Here is a 20,860-nt window from a genome sequence, read left to right as displayed (position 1 = left end):
CCGGTTCGCAGGTTACTGCGACTCTTTCTTCAGCGAGTAAAAATAGGTGCCTGAATAGGGAACGGGAAGGAAGTCGCTAAAGATCTGCCGCAGGGTTTGTTCCGGATTAACGTCATTAAACAGGTCTGGATAAAGGGTTTTGGCAAAAAACTCTGCTGCGGCAACATGCCAGGGGCTGAGATAAAAATTATGCCACATTGCCGCGGCATGACCGTTATGCAGCGCACGCAGCTGTTTCAGGCCATTTTGTTGCGCGGTGAGCTGCTGCAGGGACGCACGTGTTTCCGACTGACTTATAGCGGGACCGATACGAAGGTCTGAAGCATCGTCGCTGCCACCGCTACCGGTAGCGAAATAATAATCCGGATTCGCGGTAATCACCGTTTCTTCATTCAGCCGACCGAATACGCCAGGCACCTTCTTACTGGCAATATTGTCTCCGCCCGCAAAGGACAGCACATCGCCAAGGCTTCCGTTCACGGCGGTCACGCAGCATTCATTTCGGCGGCCCAGGTGAAGCTGTAACAGCACGGTGGGTTTATGGCCCTGAAAACCGGCAAGGCGCTGCTGAATAGTCTGCATATGTTGCTGATAAAACTGATTGAAAGCCGTTGCCCGCTGACGCTGATTCAGCACCTCTCCCAGAATGGCAACACTGCGCGTCGTGTTTTGCAGGAGATGTACCCGTAAATCAATTTTCACCACGGGAATATTGGCTGCTTTTAATACCGCTTCCAGCCGTTGCCCCGCCTCACTGCTGCGAGCCAGTTCGGGCAGAATAACCACGTCCGGTTTTAACGCAATCACCCGCTCAGGATTGATATCATTGGTGCCATCTAGCCCTATTGACGGTATGTTCAGCATCTCGGGAAACTGGTGCGCGAAAATATCCCATGTCTGCCGGTCGTACTTTTTCAGGTCCTGCGGCCAGCCAACCAGCCTTTTGAAAGGATTGCCGGCCTCCAGCATGGCAAAGGTGTACAGCATCCTGCTCTCACCCAGGACGATTCGCTGGGGATGATCGGGCACAGTAACCCGAGTGCCATTGATATCGGTAATCGTTTTACCCCAGGCGAGCGTGCTGATTGTCACGGACAGCAGCAGGAGCGTGCGCAGCCAGAACTTCATAAAAGAATCAGAATTCAACACGGGCTTGTACCATCAGGTTGCGGGTTTCACCTTCACGTACGCGCAGGTTACCGCCGCTCGACGTGTAATAGTGTTTGTTAAACAGGTTATTCAGATTAAGCCTCAACTGGGTTTTTTTGCCCAGCAGGTGGTTGTTCCAGGCAATGAAGCCGTCAGCGACAACGTAATCCGGTAAAGTAAAGCTGTTGTCAGGATCGCCCGCACGACTGCCGACATAGCGTGCACCACCACCGACACGAAAATCGCCGGGCAAACCCGGTATGACCAGGTTATGACTCAGGTAAAGCGCACCGGCATGTTCAGGCGCATTTTGTAAGCGGTTGCCGTTGTTGGCCGGATTAATCGTGTCATCGACGATCTCGGCATTGTCATAACTGTAATTGGCACTGATATCCCAGTCGGGCGCAACTTCGCCATTCAGCTCAACTTCCACGCCCTGAGAGCGCGCTTTGTTAACAGGACGGGTCGTGCCATTAATGCTGAGTGACATCTGCTTTTCATCAATTCTGTAAAGCGCGACGGAAGCGAACAGGCGAGGGGAGATTTGCCATTTGCTTCCTACTTCCCAGGTCGTTCCCTGCTCGGGCTTGCTGACATTACCTTCGTCATCCACATCCGTTGAGGGCGTGAAGGATTTACTCATGCTGGTGTAAAGCGAAATATCAGGCGTTAGTTTATAAATCAGCCCGGTTTGTGGCAGGAATTTATTCCCTTCATCATCCAGTGTCTGAATCACCGGGTTGAAACCTTTTGAAGCCCGTTGCTCGTAATGTTGGTATCGCCCGCCAACCACCGCGATCCAGTCGGGACTCAGCGAAATGCTGTCTTTCAGATAAACCGAACGGCTGTGAATACGGTTCAGGTTGTTGGCATTCGCGCTATTTTCAGTGGTGCTGTCGGTTACGGGAGACAGCATGTCATAAACCGGATTGAAATAGTTGAAGCGCCGGTCATTCTTGCCCTGATACTGATGCGCACGATAGGTTTGATTCATTTCATAATCTGTGCCGAATACCAGCGCATGTGTCATGCCAAAAAGTTCTGGATTACCCAGCACATCCCACGACAGGTAGTTGGTTTTTTGATTAAATCCGCGGTTGGCATCGGCACGCCGCGTAACCACGCCGCTGGCAGGATCAATCGCCGTCACCCGCACTTCATTATTGTCATAACGGCGCTGATTCCAGCCAAGGGTCAATCGCGTACTCCAGCTGTCATTAAACTGCCAGTCGTAATGAGCGTTGAGTGCCTGATTGCGTCCCCAGGCATGATTGGCTTTGTCATCCAGTCTCTGCTTGTAGGGCAGGTCGACAGGAGAGCCGTTAATAAAGGCGGTGCCGCGGTCGTAGGGAATGTCATAACGATAATCGCTGTAACTCACTAACAGGCTGGATTTTTCACCATACCATTGCAGCGACGGGGCCAGCAGCGAGTGTTCATCACTGCCAAAATTACGCCAGTAATCCTGACGTTGTTTTTCTGCGATCAGCCTGAAGGCAAAGCCATTGCCCAACGGCCCCGTCACATCCAGCGTACCGGCACCGCCGCCTTCACTCGCGTAGCGACCGCTTACCGAGGATTGCCATGAATATTGAGGCTTTTTGCTGATGACGTTGATAATCCCACCAGGATTCTGAATACCGTAGAGCAAAGACGCCGAGCCCTTGAGCACCTCAACGCGTTCCGTCGTGGCATCCAGATTCAACCCCTGGCTGCTGCGGATGCCATCACGATAAATGGAACCATCGGAATTGCTACCGAACCCACGGCGGACAAAACCATCTTCTGTTCCCGCCAGTGTGTTTGCCTCAGCAACGCCACTGACAAAACGCATCGCGTCGCTCAGGCTGCTGGCCTGGTAGTCGTCGAGCTGTTGCTGTGTCACGGTACTGACAGATTGCGCCTCATCCAGACGAGACACAGGGGTTTTCGTGCTAACGCTGCTGGTAGAGGCGGCATAGCCGTCATTGCTGTTAGCGTCGCTGGTTACTGTCACCGTATCATCACTGGTCGCCGCCAGGCTTTCACCCGGTGCAAGCAGCGCGCCAGAACAGATCGCCAGCATCACCGCCTGCTGGATTCCCAGGTGTTTAATATCGTTGGAACGTTTTTTCATTATTTGTTTTCGCTGATCATCAAAGAGAGAAATAAAGTAAATAACCACATTGACTGCGCGTATTTATTCAGCGACGAAGGAAAAGCATAAAGGATCTGTTCACGCGCTGATTTGTAATTGATAATCATTCAACCATTGCGCGATGTAGTAGTAAACAGAAATACCGGAATTTTCACTACATGTTAAAATGCACGCCGCAATGCTTTATCCTGGCTGGTTTTTGCTTATTACTTAATGAAATTAAAGGTGATTATCCCTTTTCCAAAACGGATTTCGGCAGGCGATGGGTGGTAAGCAGACGGCTGCTTTCCGCATTACTGGCTTTCTGACTACAGTTTGCAGGTTTACTATCAGTGGAAAGCGAAAGAGAAAACCGGGTCCTTAAAAGCTTTACTGAGCCTCAGGCAAGGGGATTTTCTCACCTGTGCTTAGTTAACCGGGAAAACGAAAAGGGTATGTCGCAGTGTTTTTGCTATTTAAAAAAGGCGGACGATCATCGGAATACAAACTAAAAGCCGCGTTGACATATTGGGTGAGCGTTTACGTTCACGTGAGCAACAACTCTCTCCACGCCTTCTGGTGGTCGCACATTATATAAATGACAACCGGGAAACGGTGATTGACAGTACGGCAATGGAAATTGCTACTGCTAACCATACGTCTGACGCCACCGTTATCCGTGCCATCCAGGCGCTGGGTTTTTCAGGTTTGCGCGATCTCAAAAAAGTGCTGCAGGCCTGGTTCGGGCCTGGCATGTCTTCTGAAGAGAAGATGATCACCACGGTGAATAACGTGACGCGTGATGTCTCCTCGTCAATAGACTTTGTTTTGCAGGGACATCTTCATGCGTGCCACGTTTTATCTTCTGAGCACAACCGTCAGGCGCTGGCTGAGGCGACTTCATTAATGATCGAAGCCCGTCAGGTTGCCATTTTTGGGATCAATGCCTCAGGCATCCTCGCTGATTACAGCGCCCGGATGTTAAACCGCATTGGCTTACCGGCGTTTTCACTTAATCGTGCGGGCATTGCGTTGGCGGAGCAAATGTTGGCTTTGCAACGGGGCGATGTAGTGGTGATGATGGCGCAGAAGTCAGCGCATCGTGAGGGCAGTACGGTGATACGCGAAGCCAAAAGGCTCAGCATTCCTGTTATTTTACTCACCAATGCCACCGACTCGTTTTTTGCCCGGGAAGCTGACGTGGTGATCCACGTTCCGCGCGGGGGAGAAAATGGCCGCATCCCACTACATGGCACCGTCATGGTTTGCCTGGAGATGATGATTTTATCGGTTGCCTCTTCCCTGCCAGACCGCACAGTGAAAACGATGAAACGTCTGCAGGATCTCTACAGAGGGCTTAAGCCTGCGGCTAAGAAATAGCGCATCCGTTTTGGTGTAACAAAGCTGGACGATAATCTGGCAAATCCCGCGTTGCCACGGCCCAGGGCTGAACAGTCGCCCTCAACCGTTAAGGCGCATTTTTGAACGTATCCCGGCATCAGCGATGAGCAGGGGGCTGGCATTTTTCGGAATTTTAAAAAAAATTTCTGTTTTTGCGAGCGCACGCCTGCTTTCGCCTGGAGCGTTCTTCAATCAACGGCTATTACTCTGCCGTAACATTATTTGCTGTTCTTCGATTTATCCATCCTTGTTACGTCCCTGAACGGAGCTAATCATGAAGAAAGATCGTGCATGGTTTCCTGTGTCGCTAGTGGCCCTTGCCACCATGAGTGCCCTGATAACCCCGCTGCCGGTAATGGCATGGGACAGTCTTACCGTATTTGGTGACAGCCTGAGCGATACAGGAAACGTCGGCCGGTTTACGTATAATTCCGCAAATAATCTGCTTTATGATGAAATTATCGCTCGCGAAGCAGGGCTGACATTGCAACCCTCTTCCGCTGGCGGTAGCAATTACGCAGCAGGAGGCGCCGTTGCTGTGCCTGCCCTTAATCCACAATTTAATACTCAGGATCAGGTTGCCCGTTATCTGGCTTCTACCAATGGTCGGGCCGATCCCAATGGCTTGTATATTCACTGGATAGGCGGCAACGATCTGGCGGCGGCGGTTGCCCTTCCGCCATTGGCCACATCGATTGTAGATAACAGTGCAGGCGCGGCAGCCAGCCAGGTCAAGGCGCTACTTGACGCTGGCGCGGGCACCGTGATTGTGCCGACGGTACCCAATGTGGGGGCGACACCCGCATTAATAGAGGCGATTCTTCAGCCGTTCAGTTCCGCTGCCGTGACTGCTGCGTTTCAGTCTCTGGACGCGGCAGCCACGCCTGATAATGCAGCGCGACAGCAGGCCATTCAGGCTGCGTTTAATCAGGCCGCCGCGCAACTTTCAAGTGTGCCAGCTGTTCGCGACCTGATTGCGCAACAGTTATTTGCAGCATGGCAGCAGCTGAGCGGTCAGGCGGCAGCACTGACCGCGCGGTATAACCAGCTTGAAGAAAACGCACTGGCAACCACCCAGGGAAACATTGTTCGGGTGGATATCAATGGACTCTTCAGTGAAGTCATCCAAAATCCCGCCCTGTACGGGCTGAGTAATACGGCAGGCATGGCCTGTCCACCCGGCACCTCTTCCGTAAACTGCACCTCAGCAACGGCGGGTTTTTCATCCCAGCAAAATTATCTGTTTGCCGATCGTCTTCATCCCAGTCCTGCCGTACATGCCATTATCGCTGACTATATCCAGTCGATTCTGGATGCGCCCGCCCAGGTGGCTGTGCTGACCCAGGCACCCCTGGCCATGCTGCATGATATGCACAACACACTGGATGGTCATTTACAGCAACAGCGCAAGCAAGCTTCAGAAGCAGGTCAGTTCACGGTGTTTGGCGGTTATGCCGGTCAGCACGCCCGCAACAAAGATGATGTTTTTAACGATGGCGACACCGATACCGCTAATCTGTCTGTTGGCATCGGTTATCAGCTCACCGATAACTGGCAGGCGGGGGCATTGCTGTCGACCGCCAGTCAACGGCAGCAGCCCTCTGATCGCTATGATTACCGGCTTCGTGGCAACATGGTCGCGCTCTGGAGCCAGCTTCAGCTACTGGATCAGCTGTGGGTGAACGCCGATGTCCACTATGCGGATCTGGATTATGACGGGATAGAACGTCAGATTAAACTCGGGCCCGCTACCCGCACAGAACAGGGAAGCAGCGCAGGAAAACTCATGGGGATGCGGCTGCAAACGGGCTGGGATTTACCGTTAGGCGATGTGGTCACCACCGGGCCCGTTGCCAGCTATGCGCTGGACTATGTTAAGGCGGACGGTTACCAGGAGCTCGGCGACAGCAGCAGTGCGATGCGGTTCTCCGGGCAAACCCGGCACTCACAAGTTGGCGCAGCAGGTTGGCGTGTCGACACCAAAGGCTTATGGATCAATCCATGGGCGCAGGTAAGTTATAACCATCAGTTTGGAGATACTGACTCCTCAGTGAGTGCAGGTTTAAAATCGACCCGTACAGCCTTCCGACGTACCCGTGCAGGCCAGGATAAAGACTGGGTGGATATGGCTGTTGGCGCGAACGTACCCTTCGGCGATACGGTAACCGCTTATGCCGCCGTATCGACGGTGGCGGGTGCCAGTGATTATCATGAAGTCACATGGAACCTGGGTCTGAGCGCACGCTTTTAGGGTGAGTGATTCGCAGGGACGCGAGACATTTCAGTCTTACTTATCAGACTGAGCCGGATCAATTCATCCGTTGCAATGACATCATGGCGTGCAATGATGACTTCCGGTGTGACAGGGCAGGTGGCACAGAAAGTTTGACGCCACCCGCTTCGCAAGCGTGTTTTGGTAAGGTATAGTTCGCGTTTTTGGAGGAACCATGCTGACCAATTCATCTACACGGCTCAATAAATACATCAGTGAGAGCGGAATATGCTCTCGTCGTGATGCCGATCGCTTTATCGAACAGGGTAACGTTTTCATCAATGGCAAACGGGCGGCGGTGGGTGCCCAGGTTTTTGCCGGCGATGTCGTAAAAGTGAATGGTCAGTTAATTGAGCCACGTGATGAAGATGATTTAGTGCTGATTGCACTGAACAAGCCCACCGGGATTATTACCACCATGGAAGAGGGTGAGCGCGATAATATCAGTGACTTTGTTAATCACAGCAAACGCGTGTTTCCTATTGGTCGTCTTGATAAAGATTCCCAGGGCTTAATTTTTCTGACCAACCACGGCGACCTGGTCAATAAAATTTTACGTGCCGGCAATAACCACGAAAAGGAATATGTGGTTACTGTCGATAAACCTGTTACTGATGAGTTTATTGCGGGCATGGCGGCAGGCGTTCCTATGTTGGGAACGGTGACCAAAAAATGCAAAGTAAAGAAAGAAGCGCCTTATGTGTTTCGTATTACGCTGGTTCAGGGGCTTAACCGGCAAATCCGTCGCATGTGCAAACACTTTGGCTATGAAGTGACGAAGCTTGAACGCACGCGCATCATGAACGTCAATCTCAAGGGCATTCCCTTGGGTGAATGGCGCGATCTGACGGATGATGAATTAGTCGAGCTGTTCAAATTACTGGAAAACTCATCCTCGGATGAAAAACCAGCGAAGAAAACATCACAAAAAAGTCCGGCGGCGAAAAAGCCGATGAAAAGTGCACCTAAGCAGGGTGATAAGACCGAGGATAAATCTGCGTCGCGCAAGCGTTTCAACCAGCCTGGCCGTAAGAAAAAAGGGCGTTAACACAGGTACCTGTCAATGCGTCCACGCCCGCTAATTATCAGTGAATACCGGCCTGAATGGGCAGATCACTTTTTAACTGAAGCTGCCGCTGTTGCGGCGGCGCTGGGCGACACGCTTGTGGCTATCCATCACATTGGCAGTACAGCTGTGGAAGGCTTAGCGGCAAAACCCGTCATCGATATGTTGACAGAAGTGTTAAATCATGACTCCCCGACCGCTGAGGCGCTAATACAGATGGGCTACCAATCGCGCGGAGAAAACGGGATGCCGGGGAGACGCTATTTCACGAAAGGTGCGGAGGCGCGGACCCACCACATTCATGCTTTTATCTCTGGCAGCCCCGATATCAGGCGGCATCTCGCCTTTCGGGATTATTTACGTCACTCTCCAAAGGTACGGGATGAATATGCGGCGGTTAAACGCGCTGCACAACTTGCCTGTCAGGGCGACATCAAGATTTACGTTCAATTGAAACATGATTTTATTGCCTGTCATCAGCAACGGGCATTAGCCATATTCCCATTCTGATTTATCCGCTCAAATTTTAACGCTATATCCGCTGACGCCCGACAACCGTTTCAGCCCTGCGTGTGCTTGCCTGCTCAGAAAATAAGCGCGCCTGAAATCCCTGGCCTCATACAAAAACAACGGACAGGATGGGGTGAAGAAGCGCGCGAGTGATTAAAGTATTACTGAAGCCGTGCTTAACGCCGCACAATCAGAGGACGCCACCTTTTCAGGATGAAAACGGCATGGCAGGATAAGCCAAATAACAAAGGAGTGGGCCTGATGTTACTGAAAGGTATGAATGATCCGTTGCTTAAGGCGTATCAGAACCCGAAATCAAGGTTGATGATCAGCCGTTTCAGAGGATTAGCCGGGGATCGACGGCTCAGTGACTGGCAGGTATTTTGTATTCTCGTGAATGGATTTACTAATTACTGGTATGTGCACTCAGGTCATTTCACCATCAACGTTGAATTAACTAAAACCCGACAGTTCGATTTCATGCAGGATTTTTTGCATTTTTCCGTCACGCTGGACGGCTTATTGAGTGATGAGAATTTTCGCTGTCCCGATTTTATTTTGCCGCATTATGATGTGCCTTATGAATTTTGCCGTTGGCGCAACAAGCGTGGCTACGATTCACAGGTGACGTATGTGGGTAACCACGGTGTAAAAACACATAAAGGCCTGTTTATTGCCACCCATGATGTCGCCCGAGATGAATATCATATGAAATGGGAAGGTACTATTACCGTTTTTGATAAAGCCTTTTTTAAAATGGGAAGTTTCAATACCACGAGCGACTTTTTGGTCAATGACATCACCAAAAACATTCGTGAAGGCGTGATTAAACATCTGGGCCTGTATCGTGACCTGTTTAATTATATTTTCCCTTCGCCAACGGCCGCGCGTATTCAGGCTCGTGACAGTAAACGTTACCTGGCCAGGAAATAAAAAAACGGTGAGCGCGGAGTGGGCAGAAACCTGCTCTGGTTAAAACGTCATTATCCAGGATCTCAGCCAGGCAGCTTCCATTTAAGCCAGGTATCAAGCTCCGTCTCAGCCATTGGCTTTATATTAAAATACTCACGTGCAACATCGTCACGGTCTTCTAAAGGCGCAGAAACCGATGACGGGTAATCTTTTCCATCGGCCAGCACGAGGGTATTGAGCGCTTTTAAGGTAGTAAAGATGCTGTGGGCAATCAGACGTGACGTGATCCTGGCATTAAGTTCTTTTGCCAGTACGTTATCAAGTTTTATGACTTCAGGCGGGCTCTGTCGTAGGTAACGTATTTTGCTGTAGCCCTTAGCCGTATCTTCCCATGACATGCTGAAGCCTGAAAGCCTGAGCATTTCCAGTCCGAGCATAGCGGTTGGACTGTCAATCATATGCTCGGTTTTCAATATGTTGATGATAAGCATTGATGTGGGAAGGGCGGCCTTGAGCATTTTTTCAGCCAGTTTTTCTGCAAACGTGCTGTCAGCAATATCTCGCTCATTAATACTGATTGTTATTGGCAACTGGACAGGATGATGTCGTAAACGTTTAAGACGGGAAATGGCGCTGTCGACCTGCCAGGTTGTCAGTTGCGTATCAAGTTCCGTTCCTTTAGCCAGAGCGACAAAGTGATCTGCTAACAGCTCACCGCGTAACGGATGATGCCAACGCACCTGTGCTTCAAGACCAACGGGGTTACCACTTTTAATACAGACTTTGGGCTGAAAAACCAAGAATAAGCCGTGATTGTGCCGTAAGGCTTCTGCCAGGTCGCTCATCAAGGTGACATCAGTCGCACAGCTTATGTCGCTGATTTCATCAAAACGAACCTGCGATAATGTCTGTCCGCTGATGTACTCCAGCGCATTGACTGCCCGTCGGAGGACTTCATAAGGCGGCGCATCGCTGGCAATAAAATCAGTTTGCTCCGTATAGGTCGTCAGCGCCATGGTCAGACCGTCGCCCATATCAGCGCTGATTGCTCCCAGCCGCTCAGCCACCCAGGTTGCACTCACGGGGCTGTCAGCCTGGGTTAAAATAGCAAAACGTCCTGTTGCGATAGTGTAAAACTGGCAGCCATTAGTTGGCCGAAGGCGTAACAGCAATAGTGTCGCGACATCTTTCAGCAGTGACTCCAGCGCGGCCATGCCCAACGATCGTGATAACTCAAACGCGCGTGACATATCGATACAATCAATCAACACCAGACGGCGCAGCGATTTATCCTTTTGGGCCGCAAGGCGCTGTATATCGCGAATAAGACGTTCGCGGTTGGCTAACCCGGTAACCGGTTCGATGAAAGCCGCGGAGTGCCAGGCATCAAGAAAAGCGATGATTAACCCAGCCAGGGATTCTGTTATTTTTTTTTGCTGGTCATTGAAAGGGCGCGGCACTGTATCCGTCAAACACAGCGTGCCCAGTATCTGGCCATTGCGGTTTTTTAGCGGCGTACCTACATAAAAGCGGATGAAAGGTGCATGCCTGATCAGTGGATGATGGGCAAAACGTGAATCGCAGGTGGTGTCCGGTACAATGACCGTTGCGCCGCCTTCCACAACATATCGGCACAGCGCTTGCTCGCGTGACGTATCCTGCAGCTCAATATTATAGTTGGCGCGAACAATATGCTGGTCATCGTTCAGAACAGTAATGTAACTTCCATTGATACCCAGCAGTTGACTGGCCAGACGCAAGAATTTTTTCAGCACCTCATCCCGGCCCCGATCGGAAAGACTAAGTGCTTTTGTTGCACTGGTGCGGTGATGTTCCTTGTCGCTAGATTCCGTAGACATTTCCGCTCCTGCCCGTTTGCTCAATGAAACTGCAAAAGAAGAGTGTACGATAAATAGCGCAAATAAATCCCAATCATTATAAAAGGCAAAAGCAATTAAATTAATTTTTTCTTTGGAAGGGTTAAGGCGTAATTATTTTTTTATCCCTGCCCACTTAACGCAAATTAAAATTATCATTGGCGTCAGTGTCATTTTTAAAAGGTTTTTTCTGGCCAGTAAGGTTAAATAACATTGCAGTTATTTAATTAAACAGGGCCGCGTTCACTTAATATTGTGCGCTAAATTAAATTAACTCTATAGTTTGATTTTGTTAATGTATGATCGGGCGTGAGAATAACCGGGTAAACGTCATAAGTTAGTGTACCACATCGCCGCATTCTGGGTTTTTGTGAAATTAGCTGTTAATACAATGGATTAATCATGATTAACAGCGGGCAGGGGGTTATGAACAGCCCTGAGCCGCAGCATTATCTCTGAATGCGTGAAATGGGAAATGCGACATTAAATAAATAAAATTAATCATTGAGGTGATAACCTTTTTACAGGGCCAACCTGTGCGTTGTCTTACTTGAGAATCATTTTTGTTGCATATTAATGTAAATTATCGTGCTCATCTCCCAACCGATACCTGCATATCAGGACAATAACTGATAAGCTAACAGCCTCAATCACGATGACGTTGGAGCTGCCCTTTGCTGACCACAATTATTTATCGCAGCCACATCTCAGATGACGTGCCCGTTAAGACGCTTCCTGACATGGTGGACGATGCCAGCATATTCAATGCTTCCCATGAAGTGACCGGCATTTTGCTCTTTAATGGCACCCATTTTTTCCAGTTACTGGAAGGCCCTGAAGAGGGCGTGCTTGCCGTTTACCAGCGCATCTGTGCCGCTCGCCGCCATCACAACGTGGTTGAATTGATGCGTGACTACGCACCATCCCGTCGGTTTGGTAATGCCGGTATGGAGCTGTTTGATTTACGCCAGCACGATCGTTCAACCGTGCTTCAGGCTGTACTCGATAAAGGCACGTCTAAGTACCAACTGACCTACGCTGACAGGGCGTTGCAGTTTCTGCGTACCTTTGTCGAAGCGCGTGAGAAAGAAAACTATTACGAGGTTTTGCCATCCGAATACTGGGAGTTTATTCCCGATCGTCCTGCGATGAGTACGGCAAAACCCGCTTCCTCCGGTATTAGTTTCCGCCCGGTGGTCGATCCCCTTGCCAGACAGGTCACAGCGATTGAGGCAATCACGGATACGCGTCATCGTGGCACCGACCAGAACGGCTCCGAGCAAGCGTTACATGATGCTGACCTTGAGGCGGTGATCAAGGCTTTCGATATGGCCGGCAGGGCCTGTCCGGATGAAATGACCCTGTATGTCAGCCTGCTTCCCATGACGCTGGTGGTGGTACCGGATGCGGTTGCAAAGATTGTCTCGACAATCAATGCGGCCGGATTAGTCCCGGAACAGGTGGTGCTTGGCGTGAGCGAAACCGAAGTCATCTCCAGGCTGGAAGCGTTTTCCGTTGCCGTCAGGCAACTCAAAGCCGCAGGTATCAGTTTGTCCGTCGATAACTTTGGTGCGGGATCGGCTGGCCTGTCGTTACTGACACACATCCAGCCCGATCGCATTCGTATCGATTCCAGTATTACAACGGATGTTCATCGGAGCGGCCCTAAGCAGGCGGTTGTCCAGGCGATTATCAAATGCTGTTCTGCCTTAGAGATCACGGTGATCGCAGCTGGTATCGTTAAGGCCGAGGAGTGGATGTGGCTTGAAGCGGCGGGCATTATCAACTTCCAGGGCAGTCTGTTTGCCTCCGCAGGTTCGGGTCATGCAGATGCGGTTGCCTGGCCTGAATATCGTGATGCTATGTAGTGTTGCCCTATCGCCTCGCGGCGAATAGCGCAGGTATTAAACGCTTTGCGATATATCAACAGCAGCATGGATCGCTGCGCTTATTCCCCTTTGACTTCAATCAGGATGCTCCCAATGTTGTATGCGATACATTCCCCATTGATACCCAGATAAACCTGCTCTGGATATTACGTTCGCCCTCCTGTTTACCGAAAGAGCTGTCTTTATTCGTGTGTTATAAGCGTTATATGAAAAGACATACAGCTGAGAAAATACCGGATTTTTAAACGGCAAATAAAATTAGCCAGGCGCACCGACATTATTTACGGGATTAATTTTCCTGAAAAGAGCGGGATGTTTTCTTTTCGCTGCACTTAATGCCGTCTTTCGCATTTTCGAATGAGCCGTTGTGCCATAACAACCATTCACACTTACAAATGCGTCGGCGCAATCCTCTTTTCCGAGATTGCCTGGACAGAAAAAGCACAGTTTGCGATCATAGCGGCATTACGGAAAATAAAAACCTTATCGGGCATTTATAATATGAAAGAAAACAGCCGTTTAGAATCGATAATGAATTACCTCAAAGGGAATAATCTGGTCACAGTTGAGCAGCTTGTTACGGTAACGGGTGCCTCACCGGCAACGATCAGACGCGATCTGATTAAACTCGATCACGAAGGTGTTGTCAGCCGAACACATGGCGGTGTGACACTGAATCGGTTTATCCCTTCTCAGCCGACCACGCTGGAAAAGTCCTCGCGTAATCTGGTGGAAAAACATGCTATCGCGCGCGTGGCGGCCAGCTTTGTTAAAGCCGGTGATGCTGTCATTCTGGATGCGGGCACCACGATGTTTGAACTGGCCCGGCAAATTACCCATATGCCGTTGCGCGTGATTACCAATGACTTACACATCGCCCTGTTTCTCTCAGAGTTCAAACAAATCGAAGTGACAATAATCGGTGGGCGCATTGATGAGAGCAGCCAGTCCTGTATTGGCGATCACGGGCGTAAAATGCTCAACAATATTAATCCTGATATTGCGTTTCTGAGTGGCAATGGCTGGGACCTCGCTAAAGGCGTAACTTCCCCGACAGAAGAAAAAGCGGCACTGAAACACGATCTGATAATGAACGCTCATCGCCGGATTTTACTGGCGGACAGCTCAAAATATGGGGCATGGTCACTCTTCAATGTGGTGCATTTAAACGAGCTCACCGATATTGTCACCGATGCTAATCTGGACGTTGAGATCAGGCAAGCGCTGCAGTCAAAGCTGACGCCGACGCTGACCATCGCAGATCCGTTATAAACAGCCTCATTGTGCTAATCAGGCAGCCCGCTCAACAGGTATTCGTGGAGATAGCCTGAAGCAGTGACGGTTCGCTTGCGTGAATGTCGCTGAAACCTTCGCGCCCTGGGGTAATCCTCGTCTGTAAAAGCGAACGGCAGCACAGTGCAAGGCGTGAATGGTGATGGTGAAATTAATGGGCAATCTGAAAGATGCATGTTCTCTCTGAGCCTGAAATAAGCCATCTGTCATGGCTACTCTGGCGCATTGGTGCAACGATCAGCATCGCAGTGTCACCACTAGGCTTCGATACGGGGTTTCAGATACAGACAGGTGTCACCTTCTTCAACATGTTTTGGATGCCAGACCATCGCCGCATTTTCGTCGCCAATATAGGTCATTCCCAAAGGCTCTATGACCGCGTAAGGATGCGCAAAAGCGGCACGGTACGCGAGTAACTCTTTTGCCATTGCCACAACCTGATGTGAAACCCCATCCGGGCGACTGACAATATCATTCAACTGTTCTTCGGTAAGCATACTTCCATTCCTGAACAACCCTGACCAGCAACCCTGAGGAGGCGCTGGGGGTTTAAATCAGTTAATCGTGGTCAAACAGGCGCCCGTGAGTATTCGTCGTTGCAGAACGGTCAGGGGAAGATAGCCCATGTTGGCTGTAAGGGCGTAGCTTACTACGTGAAGGGAAGATTTCGAAGTCTGTTCACACAGAGATCTAAAGGAAAGTGAGGGGCGATGACAGAAGGGCTGCTACAGTCTGCATCGACAACCGCCTCCGCGCACAATGGAAAAGCCGCCTTAAGCGGCCAGGCCTTGCTCCATCCGCAAATTATTTATGCAGCTATGCACACACAGGGGCGCGGTTATGGATGTTGGCTTCACTAATCCTTTACTGCGCGTTGTGATCTTGTCACTGAGCGACGATTTTGGCTTCAGCAACGCAATGAAGATGTCGCGGTAACAGATTGGGCAACACGACCCAAAGAGATCAATTTCACAGAATTAACAACTTGAATTAAAAGGATTCTGGTATTATTTCTCAGGCCATCAGGATTAACGGCAAGCGCCTTTAAGTGATTGATGGTAACCATAAAAGTAATAACAATTGTTATTATTTGCGCGATTATTTAATTACCGCTTTTATGGGTTATTAATCGCTCCTGTTGTTCAGAGAAACGGCAAACCCGATGCTGGCAGCACGGTATCATGTTAAAAATTTCTGAAAACAGTTTCGCGCATGTTATACAGTCGCACATGGCCCCTGTTTGCTATAAATTGTCGGTTAATATGGCGCTAAATATTTAAATTTAAGCTAAATTGTTTTTCTGCGTTTTTTGCACCCGCACAAGGGGAGGCTGTTGTGCACGATAATCAAAGTGGCAATGACGAAAATCGTCTTAAAGCGGTTAAAGCACTTTTGTCACCTGATATTACCAGGGATGAGGTGCTGGAAAAATTTGTTCATCTTGCCGCGCAGGCGCTGGGTATTTCAGGCAGTTTTATTTCAATTATTGATGATAAAAATCAGTATATTAAGGTTTCCCGCAACTTTAACCTCAAAGAATCAGCACGCGAAGTTTCCTTGTGTCGTCATGTTATTGATGGCGACGGGCAGCTCGTTGTACAGGATACATTGCAAGACAGCCGATTCACTTTTCATCCCTTAGTTGAGGGTGAACCTCACATCCGGTTTTATGCGGGCGTGTCGTTATCCAATCTGGAAGGGCTGGTGTTAGGGACGCTTTGCGTGACCGATACGCAGCCTCATACGTTTAGTGATGAGCAGTTGGAAACACTGAAGTCGCTGGCAAGACTGGTGACATCCTTTCTGGATGCATGGAATCTTGCCAGTTTCACCGATCTGATTACGCATCTACCGAACCGGCCACGCCTGATTCGCGACATGCAACAGCTGGCCGTCAGCAATCCCGATCGTCGTTTTCGCATGATCCTTATCGACTGTATTGATATTCCCCAGGCATATGAGTTATCACGTACCTTTGGCATTGCGCCAGTGGAAAACTTACTCAGGCAAATTGCCGGGCTGGTCAGCGCTCGTCTTCAGCTTCAGCCAGATGACATGCTTTATTCATTTGCACCGGGGCGCTTTGCATTAATCCAGCCTTATTTTGGCGGCTATAGCGCGCAAAGTACCCTTGAGGTGTTAACCAACCTTAAAGCAGATTTAGCGGATAACATCACCATTGATATCGACGTTTATGCAGGCGAGACCGAGTTTGTTTCCCGCGATATTGATGCAAATGAAGTTGTCCGTCAGGCGGTCAGTGCGTTGCACGAATGTATTCACCAGAACGGTGGTGCTATGACGTTCGATCATGCATACGATTCGCGGCGCACGGAAGATTTCTTGATTATGAACGATCTGGCCCAGGCGCTTAAAAAAGACGAAGGCCTGTACCTCGCGTATCAGCCAAAGGTGTGCTTAAAGACGGGAAAAACCGTTGGGCTTGAGGCATTAATTCGCTGGCACCATCCGGAAAGAGGCGAGCTGTTTCCCGTCGACTTTATACCCTTGGCCGTAAAAACCAACCTGATTTCGGTGCTGACTGACTGGGTTATCGATCGCGTCATCATTCAGTTAACGCAGTGGAATAAAGAATTTGAATTAATCCCGGTATCCGTCAACGTCAGCGAACGTGACTTTTCCAGAGCGGAGTTTGCTTCCAGTTTAGCCAGTAAGATGCAGGCTGCAGAATTGCCAACATCATTAATGGGCGTGGAATGTCTGGAAAATGAGTTGATAACGGAAAGCGATGTGGCGATTAATGGACTCGAAGCGCTTAAAGCCCACGGGTTTATTATCTCACTGGACGATTTCGGTACAGGCTACAGCAACATTAGTTACCTGCAGGAAATTCCGTTAGATGTGATTAAGGTCGATATGTCTTTAATCAGTCGGATGGATAGCGATTCTGCCTCCAGAATTATCGTCAGAAGCATTATCCAGATGTTGAAGGAGTTGGACTATACGGTGTTGGCAGAAGGTGTAGAAACAGAAGCCACACTGAGTTTGCTGAAGCAATACGGCTGCGATCAAATCCAGGGTTACTTCTTTTCGAAACCGCTTCCAGCCAGCGATATCGAACACTGGTTACTGCAGAAGTAAACGCGATAAAGGCGACAGTATCTGTCGCCTTCTCAGTACGGTCAGTCAAGCTGAGTACAGGGCGTTTTGCACAACGCGCACTCGGGCAGCAATAAGGTGAATGCGCGTTGTGCCGTCAATCCAGATCGCTGCCGTTACTGGCAATCACTTTTTTATACCACCAGAAGGATTTTTTTCGCCGCCGGGCCAGCGTGCCTTGTCCACGATCGTCACGATCGACATACACAAACCCATAGCGTTTACTCATCTCACCCGTTGAGGCGGCAATCAGGTCAATACAGCCCCACGTGGTGTAGCCGATTACGGGTATCCCATCACCTATCGCCTCTCCCATCGCACGAATGTGCTCACGCAAATAGCTGATGCGATAATCATCAATAATTTCGCCCTCATCATTGACCTCATCGCGTGCGCCCAGGCCATTCTCCACCAGGAAAAGCGGTTTCTGGTAACGGTCGTACATCATGTTCATGGTGATGCGGAGTCCAAGCGGATCGATGCCCCAGCCCCATTCACTACGCTGAATATGCGGATTCGTAAGGGATTTCACCACGTTTGCCGCGCTGCTGTTCTGCTCATTCATATCGGCGGACGCACAACGGGAAGCATAGTAACTGAATGACACGAAATCGACGGTGTTCATGAGTACATCAGCATCATCTTCTGCCATTTCAATCTGGATGCCTTTCTCGCGGAAAAGGCGAGCAGAGTAGGCGGGATAGGCACCCCGCGCCTGAATATCAATGAAAAACAGATTCTCACGATCTTTTTGCAGCGCCGCCCAGACATCGTCAGGTTTGCTCGACCAGGGATAAAAATTGCCGCCAGCCAGCATGCAGCCAATCTGATTATCCGGGTTGATTTCATGAGCTATTTTTGTCACACGCGCGCTTGCCACCAGCTCATGGTGAGCGGCCTGATATTTAACCTGCTCACTGTTTTCACCCGGTTCAAATACCAGTCCTGCGCCCGAAAAAGGGCTGTGCAGCATGATATTTATTTCATTAAAGGTCAGCCAGTACTTCACTAAACCATCAAACGCCTCAAAACAACTGCGTGCATAACGGGCAAAAAAATCGATCATTTTACGATTGCGCCACGAACCGTATTGCGTAACCAGATGCATAGGTACATCAAAATGGCAAAGCGTCACTAAGGGTTCAATGCCGTACTTGCGACATTCGGTAAACATGTCACGATAAAAAGCCAGCCCCTCTTCATTGGGCGTGACTTCATCGCCGCGCGGAAAAATACGGCTCCAGGCAATCGACGTGCGAAAAACCGTAAAGCCCATTTCTGCCATTAAAGCGATGTCTTCACGATAACGATGATAAAAATCGATCGCAGTGTGGCTGGGATAGAATTCATCGTCCCGCAGTGCGTCACGTTTTTCCTGACCCAGCTTGACCGGCATACGTGCAGGCCCGATGGGGAGCATGTCAACGGTGGTTAATCCTTTCCCGCCTTCAAGAAAAGCGCCTTCTGACTGATTTGCGGATAAGGCACCGCCCCATAAAAATCCTTGCGGGAATCGTGATTCAGACATGAAATCCTCTTTAACACAGTCATTAATGATCAGCTAGCGTTAGCCGCTTTTGCTTTTTCAGGTGAAACCTTAGGTTGTGATGCTGCCAGGCTGGCGGTTTCAGGAATATCGTCAAAGCCCAGAATCAGGGTAAGAATAAATGACAGCACCACAGAGAGCACCATCACCGCGACAACCCAAACAATGGACATCGGGTTGGCTGGATCAAAAAACTGAACGCTGGTAAACAATCCGGGTGATGCCATCGAATGGCTGGCCAAACCGCCTATGCCGGCGACGGCACCACAAATAAACCCACTGATCATACTGGCAATCAAAGGGCGTTTTAAACGCACAGCGACACCGTAAAGGGCCGGTTCAGAAATGCCGGCCACAATGGCAGAGGCTGCTGCTGCCAGCGCGGTTTGACGTAATTCCGGGTTTTTCGTTTTATAGGCGACGGCGAGTGAAGAGCCGCCAAGGGACAGATTAGCGCCAATTTCCGAAGGCATAACCATGCCCTCTTTACCGGTTTCAGCAATGGTCTGGATAATAGTGGGTGTGAAAACCCGATGCATGCCGGTCATCACCAGCAAGGGCCAGAGCGCGCCCATAATCGCAACCGAAAGCCAGCCCAAATAACCGTGAATGGTGTAAACCACGGCGGAGATTCCACTGCCGATCCAGATACCAATCGGGCCAATCAAGACAATCGCAATCGGTGCGGCGATCAGCACAATCAACATCGGCTTCAGAAAGTTTTTTGTTACCGCAGGCGTAATACGGTCCACACCACGTTCAATGTGAGACAAAATCCACGTCATCACCAGCGCCGGTATTACCGTATAGGTATATTTCACCGCCGTTACCGGGATAAAAGCAAACTCGACGGGTTGTCCCTGCGCCGCTTTAGCCATCAGGTCAATAAAGTTGGGATGCACCAGGACGCCAGCGATGGCTATCGCCAGTGACATGTTCGTCTTGAATTTAAGCGCCGCTGACGCAGCCACCATAATGGGCAAAAAGAAGAAAGCACCATCTCCAATCACGTTCAATATGACCAGAGTCGATGAGCCTTTCTCAAACACACCGGCCATATCCAGGATCATGGCCAACAGCTTGACCATTGAACCGCCGATAATGGCGGGAATCAGCGGTGACATGGTGCCGACCAGCGCATCCAGAATACCGGCCCCCACGCTTTTTAGCGTGAGTCGCCGTTTCCTGGGCGCAGTACCGTCTGACTGCGGATCGCCCAATGCCAAAACTGCCTCATAAGCTTTCGACACATCATTGCCAATAATCACCTGCAACTGTGTATCGGTATGCACAACGCCCATAATGCCATTGAGGGTTTTTAATCCGGCAAGGTCAACCAGGCTATCGTCTTTCACCACAAAACGCAGGCGAGTCATACAATGCGTGACGGCACTGATATTGTTCAGGCCGCCCAGCTTATTAACGATAGCCTGTGAAATCTCTGCATAATTTCCTGGCATGATTTTATCTCGTAGGGTAGAGGAAAATGCGCTCGGGTTTCCGCTGGAGCCGCCGCTTTATTGTTATACGCCTTCAGTCAGCCTGACTCAGGTTGTATCTGACCGAAGGGGCAGCTAAATAGGAAACCGGTTTCACAAAATCATGAAGATGTTTTACTGTTTAAACAAGAGCGTAAAATGACCATCTGTTATTTTTGTGATGGCAATCACTTGAAGTGGAAAAGAGCGCCATGCCGGGCTAAGGGCAAA

General features: G+C 49.9%; 14 protein-coding genes. 8 read left to right on the top strand and 6 right to left on the bottom strand.

Annotated elements, in window-relative coordinates:
* Positions 1-12: 12 nt before the first annotated feature.
* Entirely contained in the window at positions 13-1,149 is a 1,137-nt protein-coding gene (locus FBY13_RS13530; RefSeq protein WP_370513221.1) for an ABC transporter substrate-binding protein, read from the bottom strand.
* On the bottom strand, positions 1,136-3,214 hold the full coding sequence (locus FBY13_RS13525; protein ID WP_370513223.1) for a TonB-dependent siderophore receptor: 2,079 nt from the start codon (positions 3,212-3,214) through the stop codon (positions 1,136-1,138). Before FBY13_RS13525 ends, FBY13_RS13530 begins: the two co-directional genes overlap by 14 nt.
* A 552-nt stretch (positions 3,215-3,766) precedes the next feature.
* Here FBY13_RS13525 and FBY13_RS13520 point away from each other — a divergent pair.
* The 5 genes from FBY13_RS13520 (at position 3,767) to FBY13_RS13500 (ending at position 9,447) form a co-directional block, all read left to right on the top strand.
* Complete coding sequence (locus tag FBY13_RS13520; RefSeq protein ID WP_145394403.1) at positions 3,767-4,645, top strand: MurR/RpiR family transcriptional regulator; 879 nt, start codon at positions 3,767-3,769, stop codon at positions 4,643-4,645.
* A gap of 295 nt (positions 4,646-4,940) precedes the next feature.
* Positions 4,941-6,917 carry an autotransporter outer membrane beta-barrel domain-containing protein gene (locus FBY13_RS13515; RefSeq protein ID WP_145394402.1) on the top strand — a complete coding sequence of 659 codons (1,977 nt, stop codon included), beginning with the start codon at positions 4,941-4,943 and terminating at the stop codon, positions 6,915-6,917.
* A gap of 196 nt (positions 6,918-7,113) precedes the next feature.
* Positions 7,114-7,986, top strand: a complete 873-nt coding sequence (rluF, locus tag FBY13_RS13510) for a 23S rRNA pseudouridine(2604) synthase RluF (RefSeq protein ID WP_063876980.1) — start codon at positions 7,114-7,116, stop codon at positions 7,984-7,986.
* Between the two features lie 15 nt (positions 7,987-8,001).
* The gene (locus FBY13_RS13505; RefSeq protein WP_145394401.1) at positions 8,002-8,514 is read left to right on the top strand and encodes a GrpB family protein; all 513 of its coding nucleotides are present in this window, start codon (positions 8,002-8,004) and stop codon (positions 8,512-8,514) included.
* A 261-nt stretch (positions 8,515-8,775) separates the two neighbouring features.
* On the top strand, positions 8,776-9,447 hold the full coding sequence (locus FBY13_RS13500) for a hypothetical protein (protein WP_063877094.1): 672 nt from the start codon (positions 8,776-8,778) through the stop codon (positions 9,445-9,447).
* Positions 9,448-9,509: 62 nt separating this feature from the next.
* On the opposite strand, the gene FBY13_RS13495 is transcribed toward FBY13_RS13500, so the two are convergent.
* Positions 9,510-11,285, bottom strand: a complete 1,776-nt coding sequence (locus FBY13_RS13495; protein ID WP_145394400.1) for an EAL domain-containing protein — start codon at positions 11,283-11,285, stop codon at positions 9,510-9,512.
* A gap of 692 nt (positions 11,286-11,977) precedes the next feature.
* Between FBY13_RS13495 and FBY13_RS13490 the strand changes: the two genes are divergently transcribed.
* Both FBY13_RS13490 and FBY13_RS13485 read left to right on the top strand, forming a co-directional pair.
* The gene (locus tag FBY13_RS13490) at positions 11,978-13,171 is read left to right on the top strand and encodes a diguanylate phosphodiesterase (RefSeq protein ID WP_096011649.1); all 1,194 of its coding nucleotides are present in this window, start codon (positions 11,978-11,980) and stop codon (positions 13,169-13,171) included.
* A gap of 522 nt (positions 13,172-13,693) precedes the next feature.
* Complete coding sequence (locus tag FBY13_RS13485) at positions 13,694-14,464, top strand: DeoR/GlpR family DNA-binding transcription regulator (RefSeq protein WP_145394399.1); 771 nt, start codon at positions 13,694-13,696, stop codon at positions 14,462-14,464.
* A 278-nt stretch (positions 14,465-14,742) separates the two neighbouring features.
* Here FBY13_RS13485 and FBY13_RS13480 read toward each other — a convergent pair whose 3' ends face one another.
* Positions 14,743-14,982: a hypothetical protein gene (locus tag FBY13_RS13480; RefSeq protein ID WP_096011648.1), complete on the bottom strand. Its 240-nt coding sequence runs from the start codon at positions 14,980-14,982 to the stop codon at positions 14,743-14,745.
* An 838-nt stretch (positions 14,983-15,820) separates the two neighbouring features.
* On the opposite strand from FBY13_RS13480, the gene FBY13_RS13475 reads away from it, so the two are divergent.
* Positions 15,821-17,587: a sensor domain-containing phosphodiesterase gene (locus tag FBY13_RS13475; RefSeq protein ID WP_145394398.1), complete on the top strand. Its 1,767-nt coding sequence runs from the start codon at positions 15,821-15,823 to the stop codon at positions 17,585-17,587.
* Positions 17,588-17,702: 115 nt separating this feature from the next.
* Here the strand turns inward: FBY13_RS13475 and FBY13_RS13470 are convergent, their stop codons facing one another.
* Together FBY13_RS13470 and ascF are read right to left on the bottom strand one after the other, a co-directional pair.
* Positions 17,703-19,133 (bottom strand): 6-phospho-beta-glucosidase, encoded by a 1,431-nt coding sequence (locus FBY13_RS13470; protein ID WP_096011646.1) that lies wholly within the window; start codon positions 19,131-19,133, stop codon positions 17,703-17,705.
* A gap of 29 nt (positions 19,134-19,162) precedes the next feature.
* A complete protein-coding gene (ascF, locus tag FBY13_RS13465) occupies positions 19,163-20,611 on the bottom strand; it encodes a PTS cellobiose/arbutin/salicin transporter subunit IIBC (protein ID WP_145394397.1) in 1,449 nt (482 codons plus the stop codon).
* Positions 20,612-20,860 lie beyond the last annotated feature (249 nt).

Origin of the sequence: Pantoea sp. SJZ147 (assembly GCF_007828605.1) — a bacterium.
Lineage (GTDB): Bacteria > Pseudomonadota > Gammaproteobacteria > Enterobacterales > Enterobacteriaceae > Pantoea > Pantoea allii.
This window is presented reverse-complemented; position numbering and strand designations above follow the sequence as displayed.